The organism is Streptomyces sp. NPDC102402 (assembly GCF_044765765.1).
Classification (GTDB): domain Bacteria; phylum Actinomycetota; class Actinomycetes; order Streptomycetales; family Streptomycetaceae; genus Streptomyces.
Genome location: NZ_JBIWKR010000001.1, coordinates 1 through 24,730, shown reverse-complemented (window position 1 = coordinate 24,730; position 24,730 = coordinate 1). Strand labels below are relative to the sequence as shown.

The window sequence follows — 24,730 nt, the reverse complement described above, 5'->3', positions numbered from 1 at the left end:
GCCTTTCTGCGGGGGAGGAGGAATAGGGGTACTGCTGGGCCCGGTCGCGGGTGGCCCGCTGCGGTGGTGGCCACCCGCGATCAGGTGGCTAGGCGGTGAGGCTGAACTTCTGGCTGGCCCAGGTGCTGCAGTCCCACAGGTGGAGGCGGGCACCGTTGGCAGTGCTCTGGCCTTCGACATCGAGGCAGCGGCCGGACTTGAGGTTCTTCAGGGTGCCGTTGGCCTGGAAGGCCCACTTCTGGCTGTCCCAGCCGCCGCAGTCCCACAGGTGCGCCTTGGTGCCGTTGGCGGTGGCGCCGCCCTCGACGTCCAGGCACTTGCCGCCGGACTTGAGCTGCTGGCCGTCCAGCGTCCACGTCATCGAGGCTGTGTTGGCGCAGGTCCACTGCTGGATCGCGGTGCCGTTGGCCGTACCGGCTGCGGCGCGGTCGATGCACTTGGTGTTGCCGCCGTTGACGATCCGGCCGGAGCCCGTGGTCGGTTCGGAGCCAGGATCGGGATTGCCGCCGGCGCCCCAGGCGTTCCAGTTGTCCCAGGTCTCCGCGTCGAAGCCGAGGCGGCCGGGCTGGTCCGCTCCCCAGTTGGTGCCGGCCTTGTTGATGACGGTGCCGCCGACGGTGTAGTTCTCGAGCTTGAGGCCCTTGCTCTGGGTCGTTTCGTTGCCCAGGGTGACTTTTTGGCCGGCGGTGTTGGTGTAGCGCTTGAGGAGGCTGACCTGGCTGCCCGGGTCGAGGCCGTTCCAGCTGTCAATCTTCAGGTTCTTGACGTGGATGTTCTCGGTGCTGGAGAGGGCGAAGACGCGGATCGCGCAGTTGGTCTGGCCTTCGACGGTGATGTTCTCGAAGGTCATGTTCTGGACCTTCGTGTTGGGGTCGCCCTTGGTGGTGGACCCCATGTCCTCCCAGTGGGAGGAGGAGTTGAGGATGCAGGTGTTGTACTTGACGTCCTTCCAGTACATCCGGTTGTGGATGACGTGGGTGTTGGTCACCCGGACGTTGTCGATGTTGCGGGGGGTCCAGCCCCACTGGATGACGGGGCCGTTCTCGTTCTTCCAGATGACGGTGTTATCGATGTTGACGTCGCTGTGGTACATCTTCAGGACGTCGTCGTTGGCGTTGAAGAATGTGTTCTTCATGGTGCTGCCGCGGTAGAGCTCGATGCCGTCGGTCTGCCAGTACCAGGAGCCGACCTGCTTGTAGTTGTCGACGCGCATCTGGAAGGTTTGCTCGTTGCCGTAGACGACGAACGAGTGGTAGGGCGGTTCGTTGATCGTCACGCCCTGCAGATCGAGGTACTGCTGGGCGTCGGCGGACTGGAACTGGAGCATCTTCACGCAGGAGGCGTGACAGTTCGACGCCCCGCTGAGGTGGTCGTAGTTGTTGTTGGTGTCCGCCTCGTAGACGTACTGCTCACCGGAGAGGACTCCGTACCCGGTCACCTTGTACAGGCCCTGGGTGTCGTGGAAGAAGCGGAAGGCGCCCTTCACGTACGCGCCGGGTGCCAGGTAGACCCACTTGACGTTGGCCGGGAGCACCGCGTGGTACTTCGAGCCCATGGTGTAGGTGCCCGGGCGGAAGTAGATGATGTCCTGGCTGATGTTGTTCAGGTTCGTGACCTGGCCGGGCTCGGGGTAGTGGATGCTTCCCGACGCGGCGGTGGGGATCAGCCGCTCCTTCTCCGCGCCGGTCGGCGTCGGCTCGGCGAAGATCATCATCGAGTTGCGCGGCTCGGTGTGGATGGCCCGGTTGTTGCCGCCGCCGGTGGTGGTCAGCTTGCCGGCGTCGTTGGCCGGGCCGGACATGTCGTTGTAGGCCGTGTACAGCTGCGGGTCGAACTCGACCGAGAACCGGTAGCCCTTCGAGCTGTAGGGCACCTTGACCCGGACGGTCTTGCTGTTGACCAGCTCCATGTCGAAGTTCAAGCTGCTCGGCTTGATCTTGACCTGGTCGGCCGAGGAGATGCTCTGGTCGGTGCGCAGTGAGACGTCGACCCACACGTCGGCCGTGTACTGGAACGACGACCAGCTCATGGTGAGGTTCGCCGAGGCGGAGAACTCCGCGCCGTCCTCCTTGGTGTAGCCGATCTTTCCCTTGCCGCTGCGGGGGATGCTCATGTACGCGAACGAGTCGTACTTCGTGGTCGGCGCCGCGGCCGTGGCGACCTTCACGTCGTAGAAGGAGGACCGCCGCACCTTGTCACCGCCCACCGGGCTGCTCGTGTTGAACTCGTGGTTGTCGTGCCACCAGGTCTGCAGCTGCTCGCTGTTCGCGGTCTCTCCCGCCGCTCCCGGCGCGGGTGCCGAGGCCGCGGCGGCAAGGGCTGCCGCGGGGACAAGCCGGCCCGAGGGCAAGGGGGTGGCCGAAGCCAGAGCGCTGGCCGGCGTGACGGCGCCGGCGAGCGCCAAGGCCAGGCCGGCGGCGATGGCCGCCAGCGGGTTGAGCCGTCGCAGTCTTCCTGCGGGCATGTTGATGTCCTCTCCTTGATGAATCGGGGCATGGCCCCAAGGCGCACGCTCTTGGCGGGCGCAGACTCCGGGCCGGCAGCTGACCGCAGCCTGGCGGCGTCATCGGTGTGCGGCCGTCCGCGTGCCGTGCTTGGCGGGAGGTTCGGCCGTGCGCGGCATCCGTCCGGTCCAGCCGGTGGGAGCCGGCGATTTCTCTCCTCTCGGGGGGAGTTGAAGAGCGGAGTCCACGCGCGGGTCACTCGCAGGGCCGGGAGCACAGGACACCGGTCCTGCGAGTGGGCTGACCGGTTCTGTCGACCCGAGGGTGACGGGCTGCAGGTGTGGCGGGCCCTGTGGTCCACGGTCCCGGCTGCCGGATAACGTCCCGTCATTTCTTCGCCGTGTCAATGAAATGAGCGAGAATTACCGACTGCTGGGTTGCGCAGCGAAGCGGCCAACGCGACAAAGGCGTGCAATAAGGCCACTCGGGGTGACCGGCGGCGGCTCGTCACGGTTGAGTAACGCAGTGTTTTCTTTCTTGACGCACTAAAAGGGTGGGGGACACACTCCCGTCATACGCAGTCGACAGGGGCCATCCCGGCCGAAGGCGTCGCAGCCGCAGGAGGCACGATGACGATCTCCGCAATGCCTGGCGACAACGGAGCTCCCGCTGCTGGCACATCGCGGCGCCCGCACCGGGATCGATGGCGCTGAACCGCCCCCGACCGCCCTGACCGACCACCACCTGGAGGTACCGAGTGATGAGCCCGTCCAAGATCCGGTTTTCGGAGCTTGTCAGTGAGCAGACGCGCGCGGAGATCTTCGCGACCGTCCTCACCGCTGGGCCCATCTCGCGCACCCAGCTCGCCCAGCGACTCGGCCTCGTGCCCTCCTCGGTGACCCGCATGCTGCCGCCGCTTCTCGAGCACGACTATCTGCGTGAGAGCGACACCGCACCGAACGGCCGCGGCCGGCCGCAGAAGATGCTGCACGTTAACCCCGACAAGCACCTGGTCGTCGGTCTGAAGATCGGCCCCGCGCAGGTGTCGGGAGTCGTCACCGACATGGCGGCCAACGTCCTGGCCCGCGCCGAGCAGCCACTGGACGACTGCACCCCTCAGACCGCCCTGTCCGCCGCTGCCTCCCTGACCGGCAGGCTCCTCGCAGAGGCGCCCGATGCGACGGACAGGGTGCTCGGCCTCGGAGTAGGAGTGAGCGGCCACGTCGATTCGGCGGCCGGAATCTGCCGCTACTCATCCCTGCTCGACTGGAACAAGGTCGACGTGGCCGGCCCCTTGATGGAGGCGACCGGGCTGCCGGTGGTCGTCAACAACGACGTCAACACCCTGGTCGTCGCGGAACGCTGGTTCGGCGAGGGCCGGGACACCGACTCCTTCGCCGTGGTCACCGTCGGCCCGGGCATCGGCTGCGGCCTGCTCTTGGACGGCTCCCTCTTCTCCGGCGCCACCGGACTTGCCGGAGAGCTCGGCCACCTTCCCCTCGACCCCGCAGGTCCCATGTGCAGCTGCGGCCGCCGCGGCTGCCTGGAGGCCCTGGCCGGCGACCGAGCCGTCCTGCGCCACCTCCGGGACGCCGGCATCGCCTGCGACACGATCGCCGAAGCCATCGACCTCGCACGTGGCGCAAGCGGAGCGGCGAACACCGTCGCCCGCTCCGCGTTCGCCGAAGCCGGCACCGCCCTCGGACGGGGCATGGCCGGCATGTGCAACCTGCTCAACCTGCAGAAAATCATCATCGCCGGGGAGGGAGCGGTCGCCTACGACCTCTTCGGCCCGGCCATGACCGCGGCACTGGAAGCGCAGGCATTCTCCACGGCTGCTTCGGACTGCGACATCCATGTCGACCCCGTCCGGCACGATCTCTGGGCCCGAGGCGCTGCCTGCCTGGTCATCCGTGACGCGGTGGGCGCCGCAATCTCCTGACCCCGCCAGGCCGCACAGGGCGCACCCGCGGTCTCGAACACCCCAGCGATGTCACTTAAAGTAATCATGCGAACGCGATGAGGTTTGACGTGCCCGTGAATGAAGCCAATCCTGCCGACTCCTGGTGGAGCGAGGCGGTGGTCTACCAGATCTACCCGCGCAGTTTTGCCGACTCCAACGCGGACGGAATCGGCGACCTCCAAGGCATCATCGAGCGTCTCGACCATCTGTCCCAGCTCGGTGTCGACGTTCTGTGGCTCTCCCCGGTCTACCCGTCCCCGCACGATGACAACGGTTACGACATCAGTGACTACCAGGACATTGATCCGCTCTTCGGCACGCTCGACGAGTTCGACCGGCTCTTGGCCGCGGTCCACGAGCGCGGCATGAAGCTCGTGATGGATCTGGTGGTCAACCACACCTCCGACGAACATCCCTGGTTCACCGCGTCCCGCGACGGCGGCCTGCAGGGAAGCAATCGGGACTGGTACATCTGGCGCCCCGCCCGTGACGGCATGGAACCCGGCACCCCGGGCGCCGAGCCCAACAACTGGGGATCCTTCTTCTCCGGCCCCGCCTGGACCTACGACGAGGCGAGCGGCGAGTACTACCTGCACCTGTTCTCCCGCAAACAGCCCGACCTCAACTGGGAGAACCCCGCCGTCCGCCAGGCGGTTCACGCCATGATGCGCTGGTGGCTCGACCGTGGGGTCGACGGCTTCCGCATGGACGTCATCAACCTCATCTCCAAGACACCCGGCCTGCCCGACGGAGCCGTGCACGAAGGCAGCCGGCACGGTGACGGCAGCCCCCACTACATCTGCGGCCCCCGCATCCATGAATTCCTCGCCGAGATGCACCGCGAGGTCTTCGAAGACCACCCGCGCCAGCTGATGACGGTCGGGGAGATGCCCGGTGTCACCGTGGAGGAGGCCACACTCTTCACCGATCCCGCCCGCCGCGAGGTCGACATGGTGTTCCAGTTCGAGCACGTGGGCCTCGACCAGGGCCCCGGCGGCAAGTTCGACGTCCGCCCGCTGAAGCTGACCGACCTCAAGGCCAGCCTCGGCCGCTGGCAGACCGGCCTGGGCGAGACCGGCTGGAACAGCCTCTACTGGAACAACCACGACCAGCCCCGCATCGTCTCCCGCTTCGGCGACGACACCCCGGCCCACCGCGACCGCTCCGCCAAGCTCCTCGCCACCGTGCTCCACCTGCACCGCGGCACCCCGTACGTCTACCAGGGCGAAGAGCTCGCCATGGCCAACGCCCCCTTCGCCTCGATCGACGACTTCAGGGACATCGAGTCCCTCAATCACCACCGCGAGCAGACCGCTCTCGGAGCCGACGAGGAACAGACCCTGGCAGGACTGCGCCACCGCAGCCGGGACAACGCCCGCACCCCAATGCAGTGGGACACCACCCAGCACGCCGGCTTCACCACCGGCACCCCCTGGATCCAGGTGAACCCCGACCACACCAGCGTCAACGCCAAGGCCCAGCTCGCCGACCCCGACTCCGTCTTCCACTACTACCGCCGCCTGATCGCCCTGCGGCACACCGAGCCCGCCCTCACCCACGGTGACTTCCACATGCTGCAGCCCGACCACGAGCAGCTCTACGCCTTCACCCGCCACGACGCGGCATCCGGCACCGAACTGCTGGTCCTCGCCAACTTCAGCGGAGCCGACCTCACCGTCGACCTGCCCGACGGCTGGGAACACAGCGAGACCCTCATCGCCAACGTCCCGGCCTCCACACCTCTCACGGCCCCGCACACCCTGCAGCCCTGGGAAGCCCGTGTCCACCGCCGCAATACCTGACCAGCCCCACCTGAACACCCGTACCGCCTCCCCCCGCACCGCCCTGACCCTGCACACCCAAGGAATCCTCATGACGAACATGCGCTTCCGTGCTCCGCGCCGCACCACCCGACGAGCCCTGCTCGCCATGTCCGCTCTGGCACTCGTGGCGCCGCTGACCGCCTGCGGCGGCGGATCGGACACCGCCGAGGGAGACGGCAAGACTCTGCGCCTGTGGCACTACGAGCAGGAGGACGGCGCCCTGAGCAACGCCTGGGACTCGGCCATCGCGGAGTTCAAGAAGACCCACCCCGACGTGAAGGTCGTCTTCGAACGCAAGACGTTCGAGCAGATACAGCAGAACGCCGGCATGATCCTGAACTCCGACAAGGCGCCCGACGTCATGGAGTACAACAAGGGCAATGCCACCACCGGCCTGCTCGCCAAGCAGGGCCTGCTCACCGACCTGACCTCCGTCGCGAAGGAACGCGGCTGGGACAAGAAGATCAGCGAGAGCGCGTCCGTCACCGCCCGCTACGACGCCAACGGTGAAATGGGCGGCGACAAGTGGTACGGCGTCCCTAACTACGGCGAGTTCGTCCTCGCGTACTACAACGACGACCTATTCAAGAAGCACAACATCACCAAGCCCACCGACCTCCAGAGCTTCGAGGCCGCCCTGGCCGACTTCAAGGCCGCCGGGATCACCCCGCTCGCCAACGCCGGCAACGACCACCCCGCCGGCCACTGGCTCTACCTCCTGGCCCTGGCCAAGGCGAATGACGCCTGGGTCGACGACTACCAGCTCTACAAGGGCAAGGTCGACTTCCACGGCCCGGAGTGGACCTACGCGGTCGAAACGTACAAGGACTGGCTCGACAAGGGCTACTTCGAGAAGAAGGACGTCGGCCTCAAGGGCAGCGACATGACCGAGCAGTTCGTCTCGCAGAAGCGCCCGATCATGGTCGGCGGTAACTGGTGGTTCGGCGGCCTGACCACCGACATCACCGACTTCACCTGGTCCACCGCCCCCTACCCCGGCAGCAAGAAGACCCTCGGCTCCGGCGGCAACCACTGGGTCGTGCCCACCAAGGCGAAGAACAAGAAGCTCGCCGAGGACTTCATCGACATCACCATGTCGGACAAGATCCAGAAAATCCTCGGGGAAGAGGGCAACGTCCCGCTCGCTGTGAAGCCGGACTCCATCGAAAACCCCAAGTCCCGCGAGCTCATCACCGCGTTCAACACCTACCAGGACGGCAAGGGGCTCGCCTTCTACCCGGACTGGCCGGCACCCGGCTACTACGACACCTGGATGGGCGCCACCCAGAACCTCATGAACGGCGGCAAGCCCCACGCCGTCCTCGACGAGCTCAAGGCCCCCTACGAGAAGTACACCGCCACCCGGCGCTGAGACTGACCCGCCCGAACCCGCGCGTCAGTCCCTTCTTCCCGGGGACGGCGGCCCGCCCGCACCGGGCCGCCGTCCCGCCCCTCTTGGAGCAACAGTGAAAACCACACGTCACCCGCGGCCCACGGGATACGCCGTCTTCCTCGCCCCCGGCCTGCTACTGAGCCTGCTCTTCCTCGTCGTCCCGCTGGTGATGACCTTCTACTACAGCCTCACCCAATGGCAGGGCGTCGGAGAGCCCACCTGGATCGGCTTCGACAACTACACCCGACTCTTCAGCGACGCCGACTTCTGGGCCTCGTTCCGCAACATCGCCTTCGTCATCGTCGGCATCGCCGTCGTCCCCACCCTGCTCGGGCTCTTCCTCGCCGCCCTCCTGTTCGACTACATCGGCAAGAAGCACGGAGACGGCTTCGTCAGCCTCTTCCGCTCCGGCCTCTACCTCCCCCAGGTCATCCCCGTCGCCGTCACCGGGCTGATGTGGGGCTGGATCCTCGCCCCCGAAGGCGCCGTCAACAGCGTCCTCGAAAAGATCGGCCTGAACTCCCTCGCCCAGAACTGGCTCGGAGACCCCGACCTCGCCCTGTGGATGGTCCTCGCCGTCCTCGTCTGGATGCAGCTCGGCTACCCCCTGGTGCTGTTCCTCTCCGGGCTCCAGCGCATCGACCCCGAACTGTATGAAGCCGCTTCCCTCGACGGCGCCACCTGGTGGCAGCGCTTCACCCGCATCACCGTGCCCATCCTGCGGCCCGAGGTCTACGTCGTCCTTGTCACCACCACCATCGCCGGCCTGAAGGTCTTCGCCCAGATCTTCGTCCTCACCGGCGGCGGCCCCGGCAACTCGACCCTCGTCCCCGCGTACTTCGCCTACCAGAACTTCTTCGAGCGCGCCGACGTCGGATACGGCTCCGCGATCTCCAGCACGATCACCCTGCTCGTGCTGATCATCGCCGGAACGATGCTCACCCGCCAGGCGCGCGAGGACGGATGACCATGACCACGCACACCACTTCCACGGCACCCCCCGGCCACCGGCGCAAAGCGGTCAAGGCTGAAGCGGGTAAAGCCAAAGCGACGGGCAACCGCCGCAGCCCCGGCTCCTACGCCGTCCTGGCAGCCGTCGCCGTATTCGTCCTCGCGTTCCTGGCGCCCTTCATCGTCATCCTGCTCAACTCGTTCAAAACCAGCGCGGACTTCCGCACCAACGGGTCGCTGTCCCTGCCCGCCCAGTGGAACTGGAGCATCATCGCCGAAGTCTGGGACCGCGTCGGCTTCACCCAGAAACTCTTCAACAGCATCCAGATCAGCCTCGGCGTCGTTCTCATCGCCGTCCTGCTCGCCCTCTTCAACGCCTACGCCATAGGCATCGGCCGCATCCGCTGGCGCACCCCCTTCCTCATCTTCTTCCTCGGCGTCAACGTCCTGCCGCAAGAGGGCCTCGTATACCCCATCTACTACCTCTTCAAGGAGATGGGCCTCTACGACGGGAAACTCGGCTACACCATCCTCGTCGGCATCACCTACAGCGCCTTCGGCACCTACCTCCTCTCCTCCGTCTTTGCCAGCTTCCCCCGCGAACTCATCGAAGCCGCCTCCATGGACGGAGCCGGCCGATGGACCATCCTGTGGCGCATCGTCCTGCCCATGAGCTGGCCCACCCTCTCGGTGATGTGCGTCTTCTTCTTCGTCTGGAGCTGGAACGAGTTCCTCTACCCACTCGTCCTCCTCATCTCCAACGACAACCAGACCGTCCCTCTCGGCCTGTCCGTCATGCAAGGCCAATACACCAGCGACCCCACCTCCATGAGCGCCGCAGCCCTCCTCGGCATCGTCCCCATGGTCGTCTTCTTCCTCATATTCCAGCGCTCCCTCACCCGCGGTATGACCGCCGGAGCCGTCAAGTAGCCCATCCGCAACACCCCAAAGCCACCCCGGATCCGGCACGCACCGCCCCGCCGCCGGGTCCGGGGTACACCCACGCCTGCGGAGGGGCCCGCACCGCACGGCTCGAGCCGGTGACTCATGTCGAATCTCCCCTCCCGAAGAGGGGGGTGGCTGCTGGCCATGACGCTCGTTTGACGCCCGCAGACGGTAGAGCGGGCCGCTGAGTAGGCTCTGAACTGCGCTTTTCCGGGCCTGCTGGAACCGACATCTTTTCGATGACCCACCATGTCGAGTGCGTCGCGATCCTTGAGCCTGCCGCAAAGGGCGTCTGACCTGCGGTTTCGCTGAGTGTGCGTTATGTGCGCTGTGGGCGTTACGGGCGATATCTTGACGCATGAGCGACGCACGTGACGCACGCCTGACGCACGTTTGACGCACGTTCTGATGAGGCGTCAGGTAATAATTACTGCAGGTGACGGTGTGTCGAGTACGGCTTGAGGGGGGGCCTCTTTATCGCCTCTTGGTGAATCCGTGTTCGATATCGCCTGTTTTAAGGCTCAGTAGGAACGGGGTCCGTAAGGGCTCCAGTGGCCGAGGAAAGGCTTGAGGTCGTCGGCACTGGGCTTGGGTGGGTTGGGCAGCTTCGGCGCTGCGGCGGACTCGGTGAGGTGCTGGAGCCGGGCGTCCGTGAAGGCGAGCCACGCGCCGATCTCTGTTCTTTCCTGTCCGGGTGGCAGCGATGTGGCGTGGTCGCGTACTGCTGTGACGTATTCGGTCAGGCGCTTGGTCTGGTGCCAGGTGTCTGCTTGTTCTTCGAGGTGCTTGACGCGATAGGCGTAGGCGTATGCGGTGCGCGCTTCCTCCATGGCGGTTTCCCAGCGTCTCTGCTGGGCTTCCCTGGCCTGCTGGTCTGCAAGGCGTTTGTGTTCTGCGGCTTTGCCGCGGAGGTCGACTTCTTGTGCGATTTCGGCGAGTTGGTCTTCTAGTGGCCGGTCGGGGACATCGGCCCATTCGCTCGCACGGTGCGGGCTGCCGCCGCGGAGGATGAAGCGCAGGCGGTTTGAGGGGGTGTAGTCGAAGCGGGCGATGCGCATCCATGAGTGCTTCTTGGCGTCGGCGAGTTCCTTGTCGGTGGGGATGTGTTCGCTGCGGTCCTGTTCTTGAAGGACGAGGAATCCGACGCTTTCGCCTTGGGCGGTGATGGTGAAGTGCGGTGGTGCGCTGCGGCGACGGTGGGGTGGGGGAGCGCCTTGCGTGGTTCCGAGTGCTGCCTTATGGCCTTGTGATTCGGTGGCGGTGATGAGGGCCTGGATGATGCGCAGGGCTCGGCCTTGGATGGATTTGGTGAGCCCCATGGGCTGTGGCTGTTGTTGGAGGGCGGCCACGAGGGGGTGGGGTTTGGTGAGTCTGGCCGGAACGGGGAGCGGGTTGAGTTCGGCGAGGCGCCAGGCGGGGATGTCGGCGAGTTTGATTTCGTAGCCGCGGTGGGTGCGGTATGCGTAGAGCTCTTGTGTGCGCGGGATCTTGCCGGACTTGCGGGCGGTGTTCACCCGTGATGTCCAATTCACTGCGTGCGGTCCGGTTTCGATGGGCTTGATGAGGCAGCCGTCGTTCGCGGCCAGTTCTTCGAGGAGTTGGTCGGTGTAGTTAGTACGGGCGCTGAGTGCGCTCTTGGCGCGTGGCGGTGCCGGCTTGCGGCTGGGCTGTGCGGGTGGCGCGGCGTTCTGCTCGACGGGGCAGATGCCGCGGTCGGTGAGATGCTGCCGCCCTTTGGCGGTGAGGTTGGCGCTCCAGTGCCCTCGGCGTTTGGTGATTCTGATGAGTCCGCGACTCTGCAGTGCCTGAGCGCTGACCTTGAAAGTGCTGTCCGGCCAGACTCCGTCGGGACATCCCTGGCCCACCCAATCGAGCACGGTCTGCTGCCGCTCGTTGAGGGTCTGGTGCATGTGGACCTCTCGCGGCTCCCGGGTGTGTTGCCCCGGAGATGATGCCCGTAACTTCCGCGGTAATTCCGAGCGTTATGAGAGGACGTTCGTTCGGATGAGACGTGTTGCGTGGCCCGCGCATCGGAGTGCAGCAGGCTGCGGAAGCGCGCTCGCCCTCGCTGACCCGCCCGTCCCGCAACAGGGCCCGGGGTGCTGCTGTATGACGGGCATCGCGTGTCGTCATGCGCCGCAGTGTTTCACCCACCACTGACAGACACGTTGTCTGGCATCAGAACGCAGAACACCCTGAAGGACAGAGATCGACCAGGAGCGCAGGTTCACCGGGCCAGAATGGGCCAGCCCTTACTCGTGATCTTCGAGGTACTTCTCGTACTCGTCCATGTATGGATAGCAGTCGTCGGCAGTGGCAAGGTCGCTGCCTTCACAGAGGCTGTACTTGTAGGAGCCATCGGGGTTGCGCTCTTGAGGATCAGGCAGGCCGGTGTCGCGAGCGAAGTCACTACCGTCGTCGGCCCCCTCCGACGCCGAGACACCATCCCGCGCGATGTCGCGGTACCGTCGCTCGGCGTCGGGCGTGAGCTTGCCGCTTTCGCAGTCAGCGGGGTCCTCGACCATGTAGAAGAGGACAGACCAAAAATCCCCGTCCGTCGTCTCATCGCCCTTGACCCGCTCCGTCTCATGCCAGCAGACGGTCCACTCGCCCCCAGGGTCGTCCAGGGAGCTGTAATCACGCCCTCCAGCCCCCGTGTCCAAGCGTGTCGCGTAACCCGCCGCCTTGGCGGTCAGCGCCGCATCATTGAACGACCTCCCCTCCTGACTTGCCAACGGAGGTGCCTTGTCGCTCTGCGGGCTTCCCGTGCCGCCTTGCCCGTCGCACCCCGTCAGGGCAACGACGCCAGCAAGCACCAGCATCGCGATGCGCTTCCTCATGGCTCCCCCTCCGGCGAGTCTGCCGATGATCGCTCTGGATGGTAGTGCAGGAGCCAGATACAGGAGACGGCACCCACGGACGCGCGTTAGCTCAATGAATGCCTGGCGGTACGCTGCCGGCGGCCGACCACCGCCCCGGTCCAGCAGCACCGCTGCCGATACCAGCCTCGAGAAGGAACTCACGGTGACCAAGCCCCTAACGCACAAGCAAGCCCTGGCAGCAGTCATACAAGCTCTCGGCGGAACGTGGGACCCACCGCGCGCCGCTCTGGCACTGCGTCTCGCCGGCTACGAGCCAGCTACCTCGCAGGCCGGCGAGAAGGAAGCGCGCCGGATCCTGCGCGAACTCACCGAAGAGGGAACGATCGTCCGGCCCGACCCCGAGCGTACGGAGTACCACCCTCTAGGAACCTGAGGTTGCGGACGGCTCCCTGCCCGGGCCCGGGTCGTCCGGCACTGACGAGGTTCGTGGTTGAGAGAACGCGTGATCAACCAGGGCCTTTACTACCTGTCGTGGCTCACCCGGTACCGGAGCGCCTTCGACAGCCTGGTCCGCGACAGGCTCGGAGTGCCGACCGCAGCGCAGGTCCTGTGGAGCGCCCCCCGCCTGATCTGTGTTGCCGGCGACTTCACCCTGAGCCTGATCCGCTTTGACGGACATTCGAGATCAGGGGTTCATCCCCGGGAGGATGTCCATCATGGAGAGCATGGGGAAAGAGAAGCCTCGCCGCCCTCGCCGTTCGTTCACGCCGGAGTTCAAGGCCGAGATCGTCGGGCTGTGCCGACGCGGTGACCGCTCGGTCGGACAGGTCGCCAAGGACGTCGAGCTGACCGAGACCGCGGTGCGGGACTGGGTGAAGCGGGCCTCTGCCATCGCCGGGTCTGCCCGGCATCTGGCATTGTCCTCTTCGACCTGTCGTCGAATCGATACGCTTCTCTCCTCGCTCTGCTTCTGACGACGGTGGTCCCTACGGGTGAGTTCGTACACCTCCAACGGAACCCCACTGCTCCGGTATTCGACTTCGCACATGACGGTCAGCGTAGAAGCAGCGCCTACGCGGCCGTGGGGAAGAACGGTCTTGGTCAACCAGCTTGCGGATTCTGCCCATGAGAGACCGACGGGGTGCGTGTCGCGTACGCTCCGAGGCCAGCCGCGTGGGCTCGCGTGGTGCGGCGGCGATGGCCGCTCTGAGGCAAGCCATGGGATACCACCGACGAGCAACCGACGGTCCTGGTCAAGCCGCCGCCAGGCACACCCCCCAACACCGCCGCCCATCCACTCGAACGAAACAAGAGCAGACAGTTTCCCGCCAGTCAGCCGGTTTTGATCAATCGGTGGCTCGCTACCAACGCTGTTGGGCAGTATGCCGTCCTGGGGCATTGTCGGTTGAAGGACCGGAGGGGGAACATGGCGATCAGAGTGTTGCCGGTGTCTGCGGAGCAGTCGGAGCTGCTAGACGCGATCATCGCTTTGGGCGACCGGTACACGAAGTACCTGGGGCTGCTGACGCCGCCTGCCTACCGTAAGCACGCCGAGGACGACGGCCTGCTGGTGGCCCTGGATGGCGAGGAGGTGGTCGGTTACGCGCTCTTCGGGCTTCCCAAGCGGAGTCTGCATGTGAGGCTGGCTCACTTATGCGTTGCAGAGGAGCGCCGAGGCCAGGGTGTCGCTCGTGAGCTGATCGAGGCGATCCGTGCGCGGCACGCCCATAGGCTCGGTATCCGTGCGAAGTGCCGGCGCGACTACGGGCTCAGCAGCATGTGGACGGCGCTGGGCTTTGTCCCCAGGGGAGAGAGCCTGGGGCGGGGCAAAGACAAGGAAACGCTGGACACCTGGTGGCTCGATCTGGGGCACGAGGACCTGTTCACCGAGGCCCAGAGCGATGCGCTGCTGGTGGTGACCGTGGACCACGGTGTGTTCGCCGGGCTGCGCGGTACGGGGACGGAACGCGCTGTTGAGGAGTCGCGTGCTCTCGAAGCGGGATGGCTCGCCGACCTGATCGAGCTTGCCTTCACTCCGCAGCTTCTGCATGACGTGCGTGATGTCGAGGAACGTGAGGCGCGCACCCATCAGCGGGCGGGCCTTGCCGAGCTGCGGTCCCTGTCTCCCGACAGTGCTGCCGTTGCCGTCCGCTTGGAGGAGCTGGTCGCGACAACGGGGAAGGAGGTGCCTGGTGTTCCTCTCGATGGTCGGCAGCGTGCCCGCTTGCGCTACGTGGCCGAGACGTCGTGTGCCGGGCTCCAGGTACTGGTGACGCGCGATCCTGCACTGGCGGCTCTGGCAGATATCGCCTTGGACATCGCAGGGGTCAAGGTCGTCTCCCCGGCGGTGGTCACGCTGCATGTGGACGAACTGCGCCAGGCCCAGGTGTACCGTCCAGCCGATCTCATGGGCACTACCTTCTCCGCCGAGGAGATTGCGCCGGGCGGTGAAAGAGAGTTGGTCGGCTTCTTCGAGCAGGCCGAAGGCGACCGTGGGACGGCCTTCGCGGAACGGCTGAGGAGTCTCGCCAATGACAGGGTGGTGTGGCGCAGGGAGCTGCTCCGGGACGGTGAGGGACATCCGGTAGCCCTCTACGTCTGGGCCATGGACGGCCGCACGCTAAACGTCGCGTTCCTCCGCACGGCATCGCACCGGCTGGAGGAGACCCTTGCACGGCAACTGCTGTTCATGCTCAAGCGGCTCGGCCGAGAGCGAGGGGCGCAGGCAATCCGCATGACCGATCCGTTTCTGTCGCCGGCCGCGATGTCGGCGGCCGGTGCCGACGGCTTCACCGAGGACGAGAGCGGCTACACCGTCCTGCTGGTCGACGTCTGCGGACCTGCCGAGGCCGTGTCGCGGAAGGCGGCGGAGATCGCAGGACGCATGAGACGGTCGGCTCCTCGGCTGGATGAGCGCGTGTCGCCGGAGGTCGCGAGCATGGCCGAGCGGGTGTGGTGGCCGGCCAAATTGATCGACACAGCCCTGCCCTCCTTCATCGCGCCCATCAAGCCGCGATGGTCTACGGAGCTCTTCGACGTTCCGGCCATGCTCGTTCCCCGGGACGACGTCCTGGGCATCAGTCGCGAGCACGTCTACTACCGTTCGTCTGGTCGCCGGGGAGAGAGCGTTCCCGCCAGGATCCTGTGGTACGTCAGTGAGGGGGCTTCCGGGCAGCAGGGCAAGATGGTCATCGGTTGCTCGCGCCTCGACGAGGTGGTCCTCGACGACCCCGACACCCTCTTCTCGCGATTCGAACACCTGGGCGTATATGGTCATGTCGAAGTGCGTGATGCAGCCGACGGGTCGGGGAAGGCCATGGCGTTGAGGTTTTCGGACACGGAGATCTTTCCCGTCCAGGTGACGCATGCGCGAATGACCGCGTTGGCCAAGGGGCTGGGACTACGGTGGGTACCGCCGATGCAGCTGTCGAAGATCAGCAACACGCTGTTCCAGGCCATGTACGAAGAGGGGCACCGAAAGACGTGAGTGATCCGGAACGCGCGATGCTGCTGTCCGTCCACCCTCGGTTTGCCACAGCGATCCTGGCTGGGACCAAGACGGTCGAGGTTCGCCGGCAGCGCGTCGCCGCCTCACCGGGAACTCCTGTGCTCCTGTACGCGACCGCGCCCACGATGGCCATTGTGGGCATGGCGCGGATCTCTTCCGTACAAGTAGCCTCGCCGCGGGAAGTCTGGTCGGCCAACCGCACGAGCGCTGGGATCAGTCGGCGTGAGTACGACGAGTACATGAGTGGAGCGACCCAGGCCAGCGGTCTGTCACTCGAAGAACCGATCACCTTCGAGGCCCCGGTACCGCTGGCCGCTCTGCGTGCCTCGGGATCGTTCCATCCACCGCAGAGCTACCGGTACTTGACCGGTGAAGACCTCCGGAGGGTCGCTCAGGCGGCACCCGTGACCGGTGCGGCCCTTCAAGGTGCACTGAACGACCTGACACCGGCCTAGGTGAGAAACCAGGTGCTTTCAACAGGCTGACCCTGTACTTCCGCTCCCGGACACTGCCCGGCAAACTAGCTCTCCGTAACGGAGAACCTAGGGGGAATCATGGAGTTGGAGCCCACCGAACTGTCCGATGCGATCAAGGCGGTGCGTGGGGGCTTGGCCGCCGCGCAACAGGATGGGGACGGGTCACCGGTCCGGTTCACGGTCAAGGAGATCGTGCTGGACCTGGGAATCGAGCTGCGGCACACCGCGTCGGCCAGCGGCGGAGTAAAGGCGTTCGTGGTCTCCGCAGACGCCAAGGGAGAGCGGGCGAAGACAGCCACGCACCGCATGACGGTCACTTTGGCGGTGACTCCTGATGGCGATGGCAGCGATCTGCTGATCGGTGACCTGGGTGGAGGCCGCGGCGGACCGGTGGACGGTCTGCGGTAGGGGGCGGCGTGAGGGCGGGGGCAGCGGCTCGGCGGACCGTTGAAGTCACCAACTATGACAAGGACTCCTATGGGACCGGCTGCCTGATCGCGCCGGGCCTGGTGCTCACCGCCTACCACGTAGCCTGGCCCGGGGAGGGCGCTGTCGCCGTTCGGGACACCGCGAGTTCTGACTTCACCGAGGCGGTGGTGGTGTGGGAGGACACCGAGTTGGACGCGGTGCTGCTGAAGGCCGACAGTGCACTGGTCGGAGCGAACCTGGGTATCGTGCGCTGGGGCGAGCTGGTCTGTGACTACCCGGAGCGTCGCCCCGTGTGCTCGACGTCGGGGTTCCCCAAAGCGATGCGCCGTCGGGCCTCCTCTGGCTCCAAGCAGTACATCGACGACCTGAAGACGGTGGAGGGCATCATCGCTCCCCACACCGGATCCCGCTCAAGGCTGTACGGTCTCGAAGTCGACGGCACTCTGCCGACCGAGGTGAAAAACTGGCAGGGACTGTCCGGCGCCGGGGTCTTCTGTAACAGCGTGCTGATCGGCCTCGTCCGCCTCGTCGACCGCCAGTGGGACCGGACCCTCATGGTGGTGCCCCTCTCGCATCTGCTGGCCGCCGACGGCTTCATCCTCGCAGTCGCTGCCCACACCGGCATGACCCCGAGCCTCCAGCCCGCCGACCTCCGGCCCCTGATGGACAACGCCCCCGATCCTCAGCTGTCCTCCACCTACCTGCTCGATCCACGCTCCAAGGTCACCGAACTCACCGGCGTCAATGGACTTGTCCGGCAGATCGAGCAGTGGTGCAAAGGCCCGGACCGCCTTGACGTCGCCGCCGTGACCGGGTTGGGTGGCACGGGAAAATCCCGGCTTCTTATCGAGGTCCTGCACCGGCTCACCACAGGTGCAGGCGATCAGCGGCCGTGGAGTGGAGGGTTCCTCGCCGATCACCCCAGCCACACCGACTACCAGGTTCTTGCCGCGGCCAACTACCCGCTGCTCCTGGCCGTCGACCTTGCAGAGGCCCGCCTGCCTCAGATCCGCGATCTCATGGCGGCCTTGGCTGCCTCCCACGACGGTGCCGCAGTCAGGGTTTTGCTCCTGGCCCGTGCACACGACACCTGGTGGCCGGCGCTGCGTCGGCACCTGCGCACCCGGAGCGTCGGCCCCATCGGACATGCCTTCACCCTTACACCCGACAATGCGCTGGACGGCCACACGGCGGAGGACATCTATGTAGAGGCGAAGGCGGCCTTCGCTCGCCGGATCCGTCTGCTCCGGAAGGCCGGACACGGCGACGGCACTTGGCCGGACCGTGTCGTCGCCGATGCACCGCGCTACTACGGAGCCGACGTCGAGCACAGCACCCGGCAACCGGTCATCTACCTCTACATCGCCGCACTCGCCGACGTGCTGGCCCACGCCAACCCCGAGTTCGCCCTTAACGATCACCCCATGGAGGTCCTGCTCGCCAACGAGGTGGAGTACGTTCGGCGCGTCGCCGAAGCCCGCCTCCCTGCAGGCACCGCTGACGACAAACTGCTTCGCTCCCTGATCACCGCCCAGTTCCTCGCCGGAGCACGAACCGCGCAAGAGGGCCGCGCCGCCATCCGGGCCGGCTTCGACACCCACCACCGCGGCTACGGGGCCACCGCCCCTCCCGATGCCCGCCAGCTGGCCGCACTCGACGACGTCCTGACCGCCGCCTACCCGGCCACCGACGGAGCCCACTGGGGATCCGTCGGTGAACCGCTCGCCGCCGCCTGGCTCGCCGAAGTCGAGGCCGACAGCGGCGAGGAGTTCATCGAAGCCTTCCTCCAGCACGACGCCCTGGCGACCGGCCAACGTCACCAGACACTCAGCACCGTCGCCCGCACCGCCAAGGACCAGCCCGGACTCTCTGCCGGTGCCCACCGGGCCGTCGCCGCCGACCCCGAACGTCTCCTGCCGCTCGCTGTCCAGACCGCCACCACTGAACTCAGCACCGACCACGCCCGCCAGTGGCTCAGCGACCTCGAACACGCCGTCGCCGACCGGGCTGCCGATCCGGATTGCGACCCCGACATCAACCAGTGGGCCACCAGCCTTATCAGCGAGGCCCAAGCCTGTACCGCCGACGACAGGGACCTGCAGGAACTGATCGGCGCCCCTCTCCCCCCGGAGGACGACACTCCACAACAGCCGACCCCGGACGCGCCCGCCAGCGACGCCCACCCTGTCCTCGTCAAACCACAGGTCGGCCGGCTCACCCGGATCGTCATCACTTTCCTGGGCCTCTGCCACCTGGTACTTGTCGCGGCCGTCCCCTCCGCCGTCGCTCTCACCACCAGCACCGAAGACGACGGTTGGGTGATGTGGCTCCTGGTTCCCTTTAACGTGGGGATGCACCTGACCATCGCGAGCGTCTTCGGCGGCCGCCGACCTGGAACCTCTGCGATCTCCTGGACCGCACCGCTGTTCACGATCGCGTCGACGACCCTCTCCGGCCTCATGCTCAGCCAAAGCTGGCCCCCGGGCTGGTTCCTGTGGCCGGTCCTTTTCGCCCTCGGCCTGACATCCCTGACCTACGCCTGGCGCATCTCGTTCGGCCAGCTTCAGAACATCACACAGCCGCCCACACCACGTGCGGACAAGTTCACCACCTCGACCGGTGAGCCCTCGATGCCGTCGGCGCCGGAGGCGCTGGGCCGCATGAACATGCGCTGGGAGTTGCTGCGACGCCGGGTCTACGGAGACGGCCGCGGCCTCCCCGGCACGGTCCCAGCGCCGTGGCGGACCTATGCCGCGCTCACCGGCGGGCCGTTGGACGGGCTGCTTCTGGACATCACGGACTGGACGAAGGACGAGATCGACAATGGCGCGGCCCTGGTTGCCGAACGCGGGCGATTCCCCGGCGGCCGCACACTGTATGCCCCCCACCCCGAGGGACCACGAGCACCGGCCCCCGGCGTGACGTGCTGCTTCCACCACACCGGTGATACGCCCTGAACAGGGCCCGTGAGATCGCCCCCGACGGGATGAACCTCGAGCAGCTGCACCTCGCTGCCCGGGGCGGGGTCGGGCTCGAAGACTTCTACGGCCGTCTCGGCTGGAAGGAGATTGGACGATGGCCCGGCGCCCTTCGGCTCGCGCGACTGGCGGAGTCACGTGGTCAACAGTTGCCAGCAGATGGTTGGGCCGTTGCCGCCGTCGGGGCAAGTCCGTCCGTAGTACGGCACGGTCACGCACATCAAGGATGAGGCGGTGCTCGCTGTGGTCATCACCCTCGTTGGCAGCGGCCTTCATCGAAAGAGCTTGGCCGCCCTGGTTCGGGGCGTCTAGCTTGGCACCATGATCTCCCGCTATTACCTCAAGTGCCCGGGATGTGCAGAGGCGTTCGACGCCCGACTCGGTGTGGAGCCGACCCGCGGAACGCGCTTCTACCTGCCGTGCCCGCACTGCGGACTGCCGATCCGGGGCTCGATGTCGGGCACTGAGCTCGAAGACCACCGTATCGCCATCGAGTGCGAGGTGCTGAGCGACTCCGCGCCAGAGTCGCCTGACGGACGCGTCGTGACCATCAATCCGTTCGTGCCGTCGCGCTACGACGCCGACACGTTCACGCCGATGGGGTCTTTCCCGACGATGACGCTCCTCCAGGCCCTCGGCGACCACGCCTTCGCGGAGTTCCAGTCCGAACGGCATTCGGCGCTCGAAGCAGGCCGCGATCAATGGCCCACGGTCCGCATGTTGTTCCAGTACTACCTCCAGGGCAACACTGCGATGTTCGTTCGCATCGCGCAGCAGCAGCTCGGACTCGCATGGGAACCGAGCACGAGCCATGAGCGGACGACCGTCGCTTACCAGGCTATGGGCGCAGTGACGACGGTCATCACAGGGACCACGGGGACCACCAGCGCCAACGTGATCGGCCGTTTCTCGCGCAAGCACTTCGCAGCGATGAAACGACACAAGGATCACCTCGCGACCTTCCGGCGTCGAGGACAGTCCTCGGCGGCTCTGGAACGAGATGTCTTCACCGAGCTCAACCGTTTCGTAGAACATCACGAGTCCTGGGAGATGGGGCTCCTGGGGAGGTTCTTCGGCCCGGGCGGCAATAATGCCTTCGACGACCTTGTCCTCTACCGCGACGAGTTCTCGATGGTGAGGGACCTTTACCAGCACGGATTCGAGCTCGCCTGCAAGTGCCTGTGGCCGCTTGTTGCAGCACAGAACACGGTGAAGCGCGGAAGCCCGGACGACTTCGGAGCCGCCCACCCCGACCGCGTACCCGAGAACAAGCGCCCCAGGAACCTCGACAAGTTCGACAAGTTGCCGAATGCCTTCAAGATCGCATATGTGGCACAGGTGCCGGGTTGGGAGCCATTCGAGAGCTTGCTCAACAACCGTCGCCGGAACACGATCGGGCACGCGACAGCACATCACGACCTTCAGACAGGCCGCGTCGTCAGCGATGAGAGCCCCTCCGGGATGACGTATCTCGAGTTCCTCGGCGAGGTCCTTGGTGTCTTCGAAGCGCTCTCGACCCTTGCCCAGGTGCTCAGGGCCAGTCGTGTTGCCTCCTCGCCGGACTTCGGCCCTTTCGAATGACGACACCGAGATACACGGGCCCGTGCCACAGATGGCCGGGCACCGTCTCACCACCCTCCCTGGATGTGTACCGGGCAGGGGCGTTGCGGCGTGGGCATCCTGGTAGCGGCGTCAGGGAGTGGCAACACGTCGGAACTGTCTGCAGAACCGCAGGATTCCGGGGTGACGAGCTGCGCGGGCACGCCGATGCCGGCAGGATCTCGGCCAGCCAGCGAGCCGGTTCCTCCCCTGGGCGCAACGGGCGGGCCCCGAGACGCTCGAGGCGGCGGACGACCCCGCTGCTGCCCGCCTCCCGGCCGTTGATCTTGGCCGTCGACCCACCGCGAAGACACCGACGCGCAGGCCCTGGTAGTCAGGGCGTCATTGCGCGCATATATCGCCGCATTACCGGCTCGCGGTCTATCTGCAGGCAGGTACTGGCCAGCGTCCAAGCGAGGCCCTCGCCTTCTCCACCGAATGTCGACGGTCCGGATTCGTCAGGATCCGTTGGCAGGTCAGCGCCATGGCCCACCGTGCGGACTGCCGCACGGTCTTCGTGCCGCTTAAGAATCGGACGGAGGGTGAATATCGCGACGTCCCGACTGCCCTCTTTGTTGATCAGGAGATGGAGGCTCATCTGTCGACATGAAAGCCGGTGCCCGTGATCTTCATCGGGCAGAGGGGCAAGCAGCGCAGGCTTGAAGCCTTCTTCTCCCCGCGTTCCCACGGCAAGAGCACGACGCCCACCGCGTCCACCTACGGCTACCACTTCAAGAAAGCGTGCCAGTGCCCACGTTCACTCGTCGGGGGACTCCGTTGCCAGCGGGATGCCGCACCGCCAGCAGCCGTTCGCGTGGTCGTCCCCGCAGACGTAGCCGATGCCACCATCCACGCACCATTCGGCGGCCTCCTCGGACAGCAGGTCGGGCCCGGCATGGAGCAGCCGACGGAGCTCCGTGGTGTCCGCGATGTCGGCTGGGCGGTTGGTGAACCACTCGTCGAACCAAGGCTTGTCTCGGTGCACGTTCCAGCGCGCATTCTCCCGGTCGTCGACAGCCGTAGTGAACCGATCGACGACGCGCCCCCAACTCGGTGTTCCAAACCAGCCGTTGTCGGACGCGCAGAAGAATTCGATCAGGGTTCGCAGGCCGAACGTCTTCTCGCGAAGGCAGTACGCCCGCCCCCAAGCGATCGCGTCCTGTGCCATCTCCGCGAGTTCTTCGCGCGGATCAGCCTCGTGCGCCGGATCGTCAGGATTGTGGCAGGCCAGCCCGAGCTCGAGAACAGACTGCCCGGTCGGTAGAACCCGGGACGGGTTGATGATCGTGAGACCGAGACCGATCCAGTCGACATGGTCGAACGACAGCAGCGAGCGCACGAGTCGGGTGGTTGCCGTGTTGATCCGCATCATTGTGCCGTCGTGTAGCGGACTCTTCCCGGCATGCCAGTTCTCGATGGGTGTGTTGCGCCACACCGCGAGCGTGATGCGGGTGGCAGCGAGCCACAGCAGCGCGTCGTCGTCGAGATGCCCGAACCGCTTGGCGCACTCCTGGGCGCCGTAGGGAATCAACTCTTCCGGTTTCGGCCACCTGTGGCTCTCGGGCCCTTCAGGCGCGTGCTCGTAGTCGTCGGCGTACTCGTCGAGGATCGCGCTCAACTCGGCAGCGCTGTAAGCCTCGCTGTACTCGGAGCTGTCCGGCTCCTCGACGGTGTACATGTCGTGGTCCCAGGAGACGTACACGTCGCGCCAGAGCACTACGGCATCGCACTCGCCGGCGTTGTCCGTCACAACCGGCCTGATGGTGATCGGGGCAGTACGCCCGTCGGTTCGCTCGCCGTCCTTCTCGGCGGCCCATGCGGTGATGACCCCGAGCGGCTTCGGAAGGAGAGGACCGACCTCGGTGATGCTGAACGGCTCGTCGTCGTCATCGGTGTCGAACCGGCTGTTGACGAACGCGACTGCCTCGGAGGGCGTGCTGACGAGGGACTGGCTACCACTCTCGTTGTCAACCACTCGCCACAACGGGCTGTTCTTCAAGATGCTCTCCGATCGCGGTGAGCGCACCCGGGGCGGGTGCGATGTGCCGGGTCGCTCGGCACTGACTCCGATTATGGGCTGATCAACCGATCCGTAGTCCCGGAGGCGCTTGTCAGCGACAACGTTCGGTACGTTCGCGCGTAACCTGCTTTTCGCGACCGCGGCGATAGAGCAGAGTCCCACAGCGGAGGAGGCGAGGATGGCGCTGAACAGGAAGGGTTCCCGGCGCGTAACCGTTGACGGGATCGAGTACCGCTGGCGGATCCGCAGGAAGCCCTCCTACATGCAGGGCCTCTGCTGGACACCGCTGACCTATGCGGTTGAAGCGGCCAGCGGCAACCAGCCGGGCACGACCTTGATCGTCAACAGCGGTCAGGCCCATCCCAGCAACTGGGTGGGCGTCGAGACGGAGCCCATTCGTCCGGCTCACGTTGCTGCCAGCATGCGAGAGGCACGGGATCAAGGCTGGGATCCAACCCGGGTCGGTTCTCCTTTCCAGCTCGACCGATCGGCAGGATTCATCGCCCAGTCATGAGACAGAGCGGAGTAGGGCGGCGCATCTGGCCCGGCACCATGGCCTGGTGACCAGATGGATGCGCTGCTACTGGGACGAGGAAGACATCTGGTCTCCTCCGACGAGGGAGCGTCCTGCATGAGCTGGCCGCGGAGGCTGCCTTCGCTGCCCATGGCAACAACACCGGCTGAAACCGACACCCAAGGGGAGGGCCCCATTGGCTGATCAACTGGAGGGGAGCCCGAGTTTGTCGAAAAACGCCCGGTTGCGTTCGGTAGCGGCGTTGACGAGGCGGTCGAAGCTCACCACTTCGATGTATGCCTTGAGCGGTTCGTTGAAGCCGAAGTAGCCCATGCCGTCGTGCGTGGGCCGCAGAGTCGCGTACTCGCATCTGTCCACCATCGTCTTCGTCAGATCGGCGAGGACGTAGCAGAAGGCAGGTGCTTCACGTGTAGGGGGAATCGGCCGCCCGAGCGCGGTCTTCACTCCGCCGGCGCGCACACGCTTGACGTAGTCCAGGCACTGCTGGATGGGGTCCTTGTCCTCCGAGGCGTCATTGCGCATCGGCCGCTTGACTTCGACCACGACGATGGACGGCAGCGGCAGCGATTGCCCCTCCGAGGCCAGGACCGGCGAGCCGACGAGCCGGGTCGCGAGCAGGTCGGGCTCCCTCGTCGAATCGGAACCCGTTATCGGCATGCTTTTGAGGGTTTTGTCCGAGGCGAGGTAGTCGTGGAACGCGAGCCGCTCGTCGATGATCCACAGGTTCGAGGCATCGGTGCCGACCTCATTAGCCTCGGGCTTTCACGGGCGGGCCGGCGCGGACCTTGATCAGATAGGCGGAGAGTACCGCTGAGCTGCGGCGATGGGACTTGCCAGGAGGGCT

General features: G+C 66.0%; 18 protein-coding genes and 2 pseudogenes. 15 read left to right on the top strand and 5 right to left on the bottom strand.

Annotation, left to right across the window (positions count from 1 at the left end; translation table 11 throughout):
• Nucleotides 1-88 precede the first annotated feature (88 nt).
• Nucleotides 89-2,464 (bottom strand): family 49 glycosyl hydrolase, encoded by a 2,376-nt coding sequence (locus ACIRJR_RS00100; protein WP_403771350.1) that lies wholly within the window; start codon nucleotides 2,462-2,464, stop codon nucleotides 89-91.
• Between the two features lie 740 nt (nucleotides 2,465-3,204).
• Between ACIRJR_RS00100 and ACIRJR_RS00095 the strand changes: the two genes are divergently transcribed.
• The 5 genes from ACIRJR_RS00095 to ACIRJR_RS00075 all read left to right on the top strand — a co-directional run bounded on the left by ACIRJR_RS00095 (nucleotide 3,205) and on the right by ACIRJR_RS00075 (nucleotide 9,504).
• The gene (locus ACIRJR_RS00095) at nucleotides 3,205-4,386 is read left to right on the top strand and encodes an ROK family transcriptional regulator (protein WP_306103176.1); all 1,182 of its coding nucleotides are present in this window, start codon (nucleotides 3,205-3,207) and stop codon (nucleotides 4,384-4,386) included.
• An 89-nt stretch (nucleotides 4,387-4,475) separates the two neighbouring features.
• Nucleotides 4,476-6,209, top strand: coding sequence for an alpha-glucosidase (locus ACIRJR_RS00090; RefSeq protein WP_306103175.1), 1,734 nt, complete (start codon nucleotides 4,476-4,478; stop codon nucleotides 6,207-6,209).
• A gap of 70 nt (nucleotides 6,210-6,279) precedes the next feature.
• Nucleotides 6,280-7,602: an ABC transporter substrate-binding protein gene (locus ACIRJR_RS00085; RefSeq protein WP_306103174.1), complete on the top strand. Its 1,323-nt coding sequence runs from the start codon at nucleotides 6,280-6,282 to the stop codon at nucleotides 7,600-7,602.
• Between the two features lie 94 nt (nucleotides 7,603-7,696).
• Nucleotides 7,697-8,590 (top strand): carbohydrate ABC transporter permease, encoded by an 894-nt coding sequence (locus ACIRJR_RS00080; RefSeq protein ID WP_219568418.1) that lies wholly within the window; start codon nucleotides 7,697-7,699, stop codon nucleotides 8,588-8,590.
• A gap of 2 nt (nucleotides 8,591-8,592) precedes the next feature.
• Complete coding sequence (locus ACIRJR_RS00075) at nucleotides 8,593-9,504, top strand: carbohydrate ABC transporter permease (RefSeq protein WP_306103173.1); 912 nt, start codon at nucleotides 8,593-8,595, stop codon at nucleotides 9,502-9,504.
• Between the two features lie 536 nt (nucleotides 9,505-10,040).
• Here ACIRJR_RS00075 and ACIRJR_RS00070 read toward each other — a convergent pair.
• Both ACIRJR_RS00070 and ACIRJR_RS00065 read right to left on the bottom strand, forming a co-directional pair.
• On the bottom strand, nucleotides 10,041-11,429 hold the full coding sequence (locus ACIRJR_RS00070) for a hypothetical protein (RefSeq protein WP_306103172.1): 1,389 nt from the start codon (nucleotides 11,427-11,429) through the stop codon (nucleotides 10,041-10,043).
• Between the two features lie 342 nt (nucleotides 11,430-11,771).
• Entirely contained in the window at nucleotides 11,772-12,359 is a 588-nt protein-coding gene (locus ACIRJR_RS00065; protein ID WP_076968385.1) for a hypothetical protein, read from the bottom strand.
• A gap of 184 nt (nucleotides 12,360-12,543) precedes the next feature.
• On the opposite strand from ACIRJR_RS00065, the gene ACIRJR_RS00060 reads away from it, so the two are divergent.
• The 9 genes and pseudogenes from ACIRJR_RS00060 to ACIRJR_RS00020 all read left to right on the top strand — a co-directional run bounded on the left by ACIRJR_RS00060 (nucleotide 12,544) and on the right by ACIRJR_RS00020 (nucleotide 21,313).
• Nucleotides 12,544-12,774, top strand: a complete 231-nt coding sequence (locus ACIRJR_RS00060) for a hypothetical protein (protein ID WP_076968386.1) — start codon at nucleotides 12,544-12,546, stop codon at nucleotides 12,772-12,774.
• Nucleotides 12,775-12,843: 69 nt separating this feature from the next.
• Nucleotides 12,844-13,023 (top strand): annotated as a pseudogene (locus ACIRJR_RS00055) (transporter); the annotation flags it as partial.
• 25 nt (nucleotides 13,024-13,048) lie between these two features.
• A complete protein-coding gene (locus ACIRJR_RS00050) occupies nucleotides 13,049-13,315 on the top strand; it encodes a helix-turn-helix domain-containing protein (protein ID WP_069170262.1) in 267 nt (88 codons plus the stop codon).
• A 452-nt stretch (nucleotides 13,316-13,767) separates the two neighbouring features.
• Nucleotides 13,768-15,828 (top strand): GNAT family N-acetyltransferase, encoded by a 2,061-nt coding sequence (locus tag ACIRJR_RS00045; RefSeq protein WP_306103170.1) that lies wholly within the window; start codon nucleotides 13,768-13,770, stop codon nucleotides 15,826-15,828.
• Nucleotides 15,825-16,304 (top strand): ASCH domain-containing protein, encoded by a 480-nt coding sequence (locus ACIRJR_RS00040; RefSeq protein WP_254667781.1) that lies wholly within the window; start codon nucleotides 15,825-15,827, stop codon nucleotides 16,302-16,304. The genes ACIRJR_RS00045 and ACIRJR_RS00040 overlap by 4 nt, the downstream gene beginning before the upstream one ends.
• 99 nt (nucleotides 16,305-16,403) lie before the next feature.
• Nucleotides 16,404-16,733 (top strand): trypco2 family protein, encoded by a 330-nt coding sequence (locus ACIRJR_RS00035; protein WP_069169202.1) that lies wholly within the window; start codon nucleotides 16,404-16,406, stop codon nucleotides 16,731-16,733.
• Nucleotides 16,734-16,741: 8 nt separating this feature from the next.
• Nucleotides 16,742-19,711 (top strand): hypothetical protein, encoded by a 2,970-nt coding sequence (locus tag ACIRJR_RS00030; RefSeq protein WP_371934389.1) that lies wholly within the window; start codon nucleotides 16,742-16,744, stop codon nucleotides 19,709-19,711.
• A gap of 17 nt (nucleotides 19,712-19,728) precedes the next feature.
• Nucleotides 19,729-19,854, top strand: a pseudogene (locus ACIRJR_RS00025) (GNAT family N-acetyltransferase); the annotation flags it as partial.
• 199 nt (nucleotides 19,855-20,053) lie between these two features.
• Nucleotides 20,054-21,313 (top strand): hypothetical protein, encoded by a 1,260-nt coding sequence (locus ACIRJR_RS00020; protein ID WP_143670956.1) that lies wholly within the window; start codon nucleotides 20,054-20,056, stop codon nucleotides 21,311-21,313.
• A 775-nt stretch (nucleotides 21,314-22,088) separates the two neighbouring features.
• Here ACIRJR_RS00020 and ACIRJR_RS00015 read toward each other — a convergent pair.
• Nucleotides 22,089-23,330: a hypothetical protein gene (locus ACIRJR_RS00015; RefSeq protein ID WP_306103169.1), complete on the bottom strand. Its 1,242-nt coding sequence runs from the start codon at nucleotides 23,328-23,330 to the stop codon at nucleotides 22,089-22,091.
• Nucleotides 23,331-23,529: 199 nt separating this feature from the next.
• On the opposite strand from ACIRJR_RS00015, the gene ACIRJR_RS00010 reads away from it, so the two are divergent.
• Nucleotides 23,530-23,865, top strand: a complete 336-nt coding sequence (locus ACIRJR_RS00010) for a hypothetical protein (RefSeq protein WP_306103168.1) — start codon at nucleotides 23,530-23,532, stop codon at nucleotides 23,863-23,865.
• 204 nt (nucleotides 23,866-24,069) lie between these two features.
• On the opposite strand, the gene ACIRJR_RS00005 is transcribed toward ACIRJR_RS00010, so the two are convergent.
• On the bottom strand, nucleotides 24,070-24,543 hold the full coding sequence (locus tag ACIRJR_RS00005) for a hypothetical protein (RefSeq protein ID WP_403771337.1): 474 nt from the start codon (nucleotides 24,541-24,543) through the stop codon (nucleotides 24,070-24,072).
• Nucleotides 24,544-24,730 lie beyond the last annotated feature (187 nt).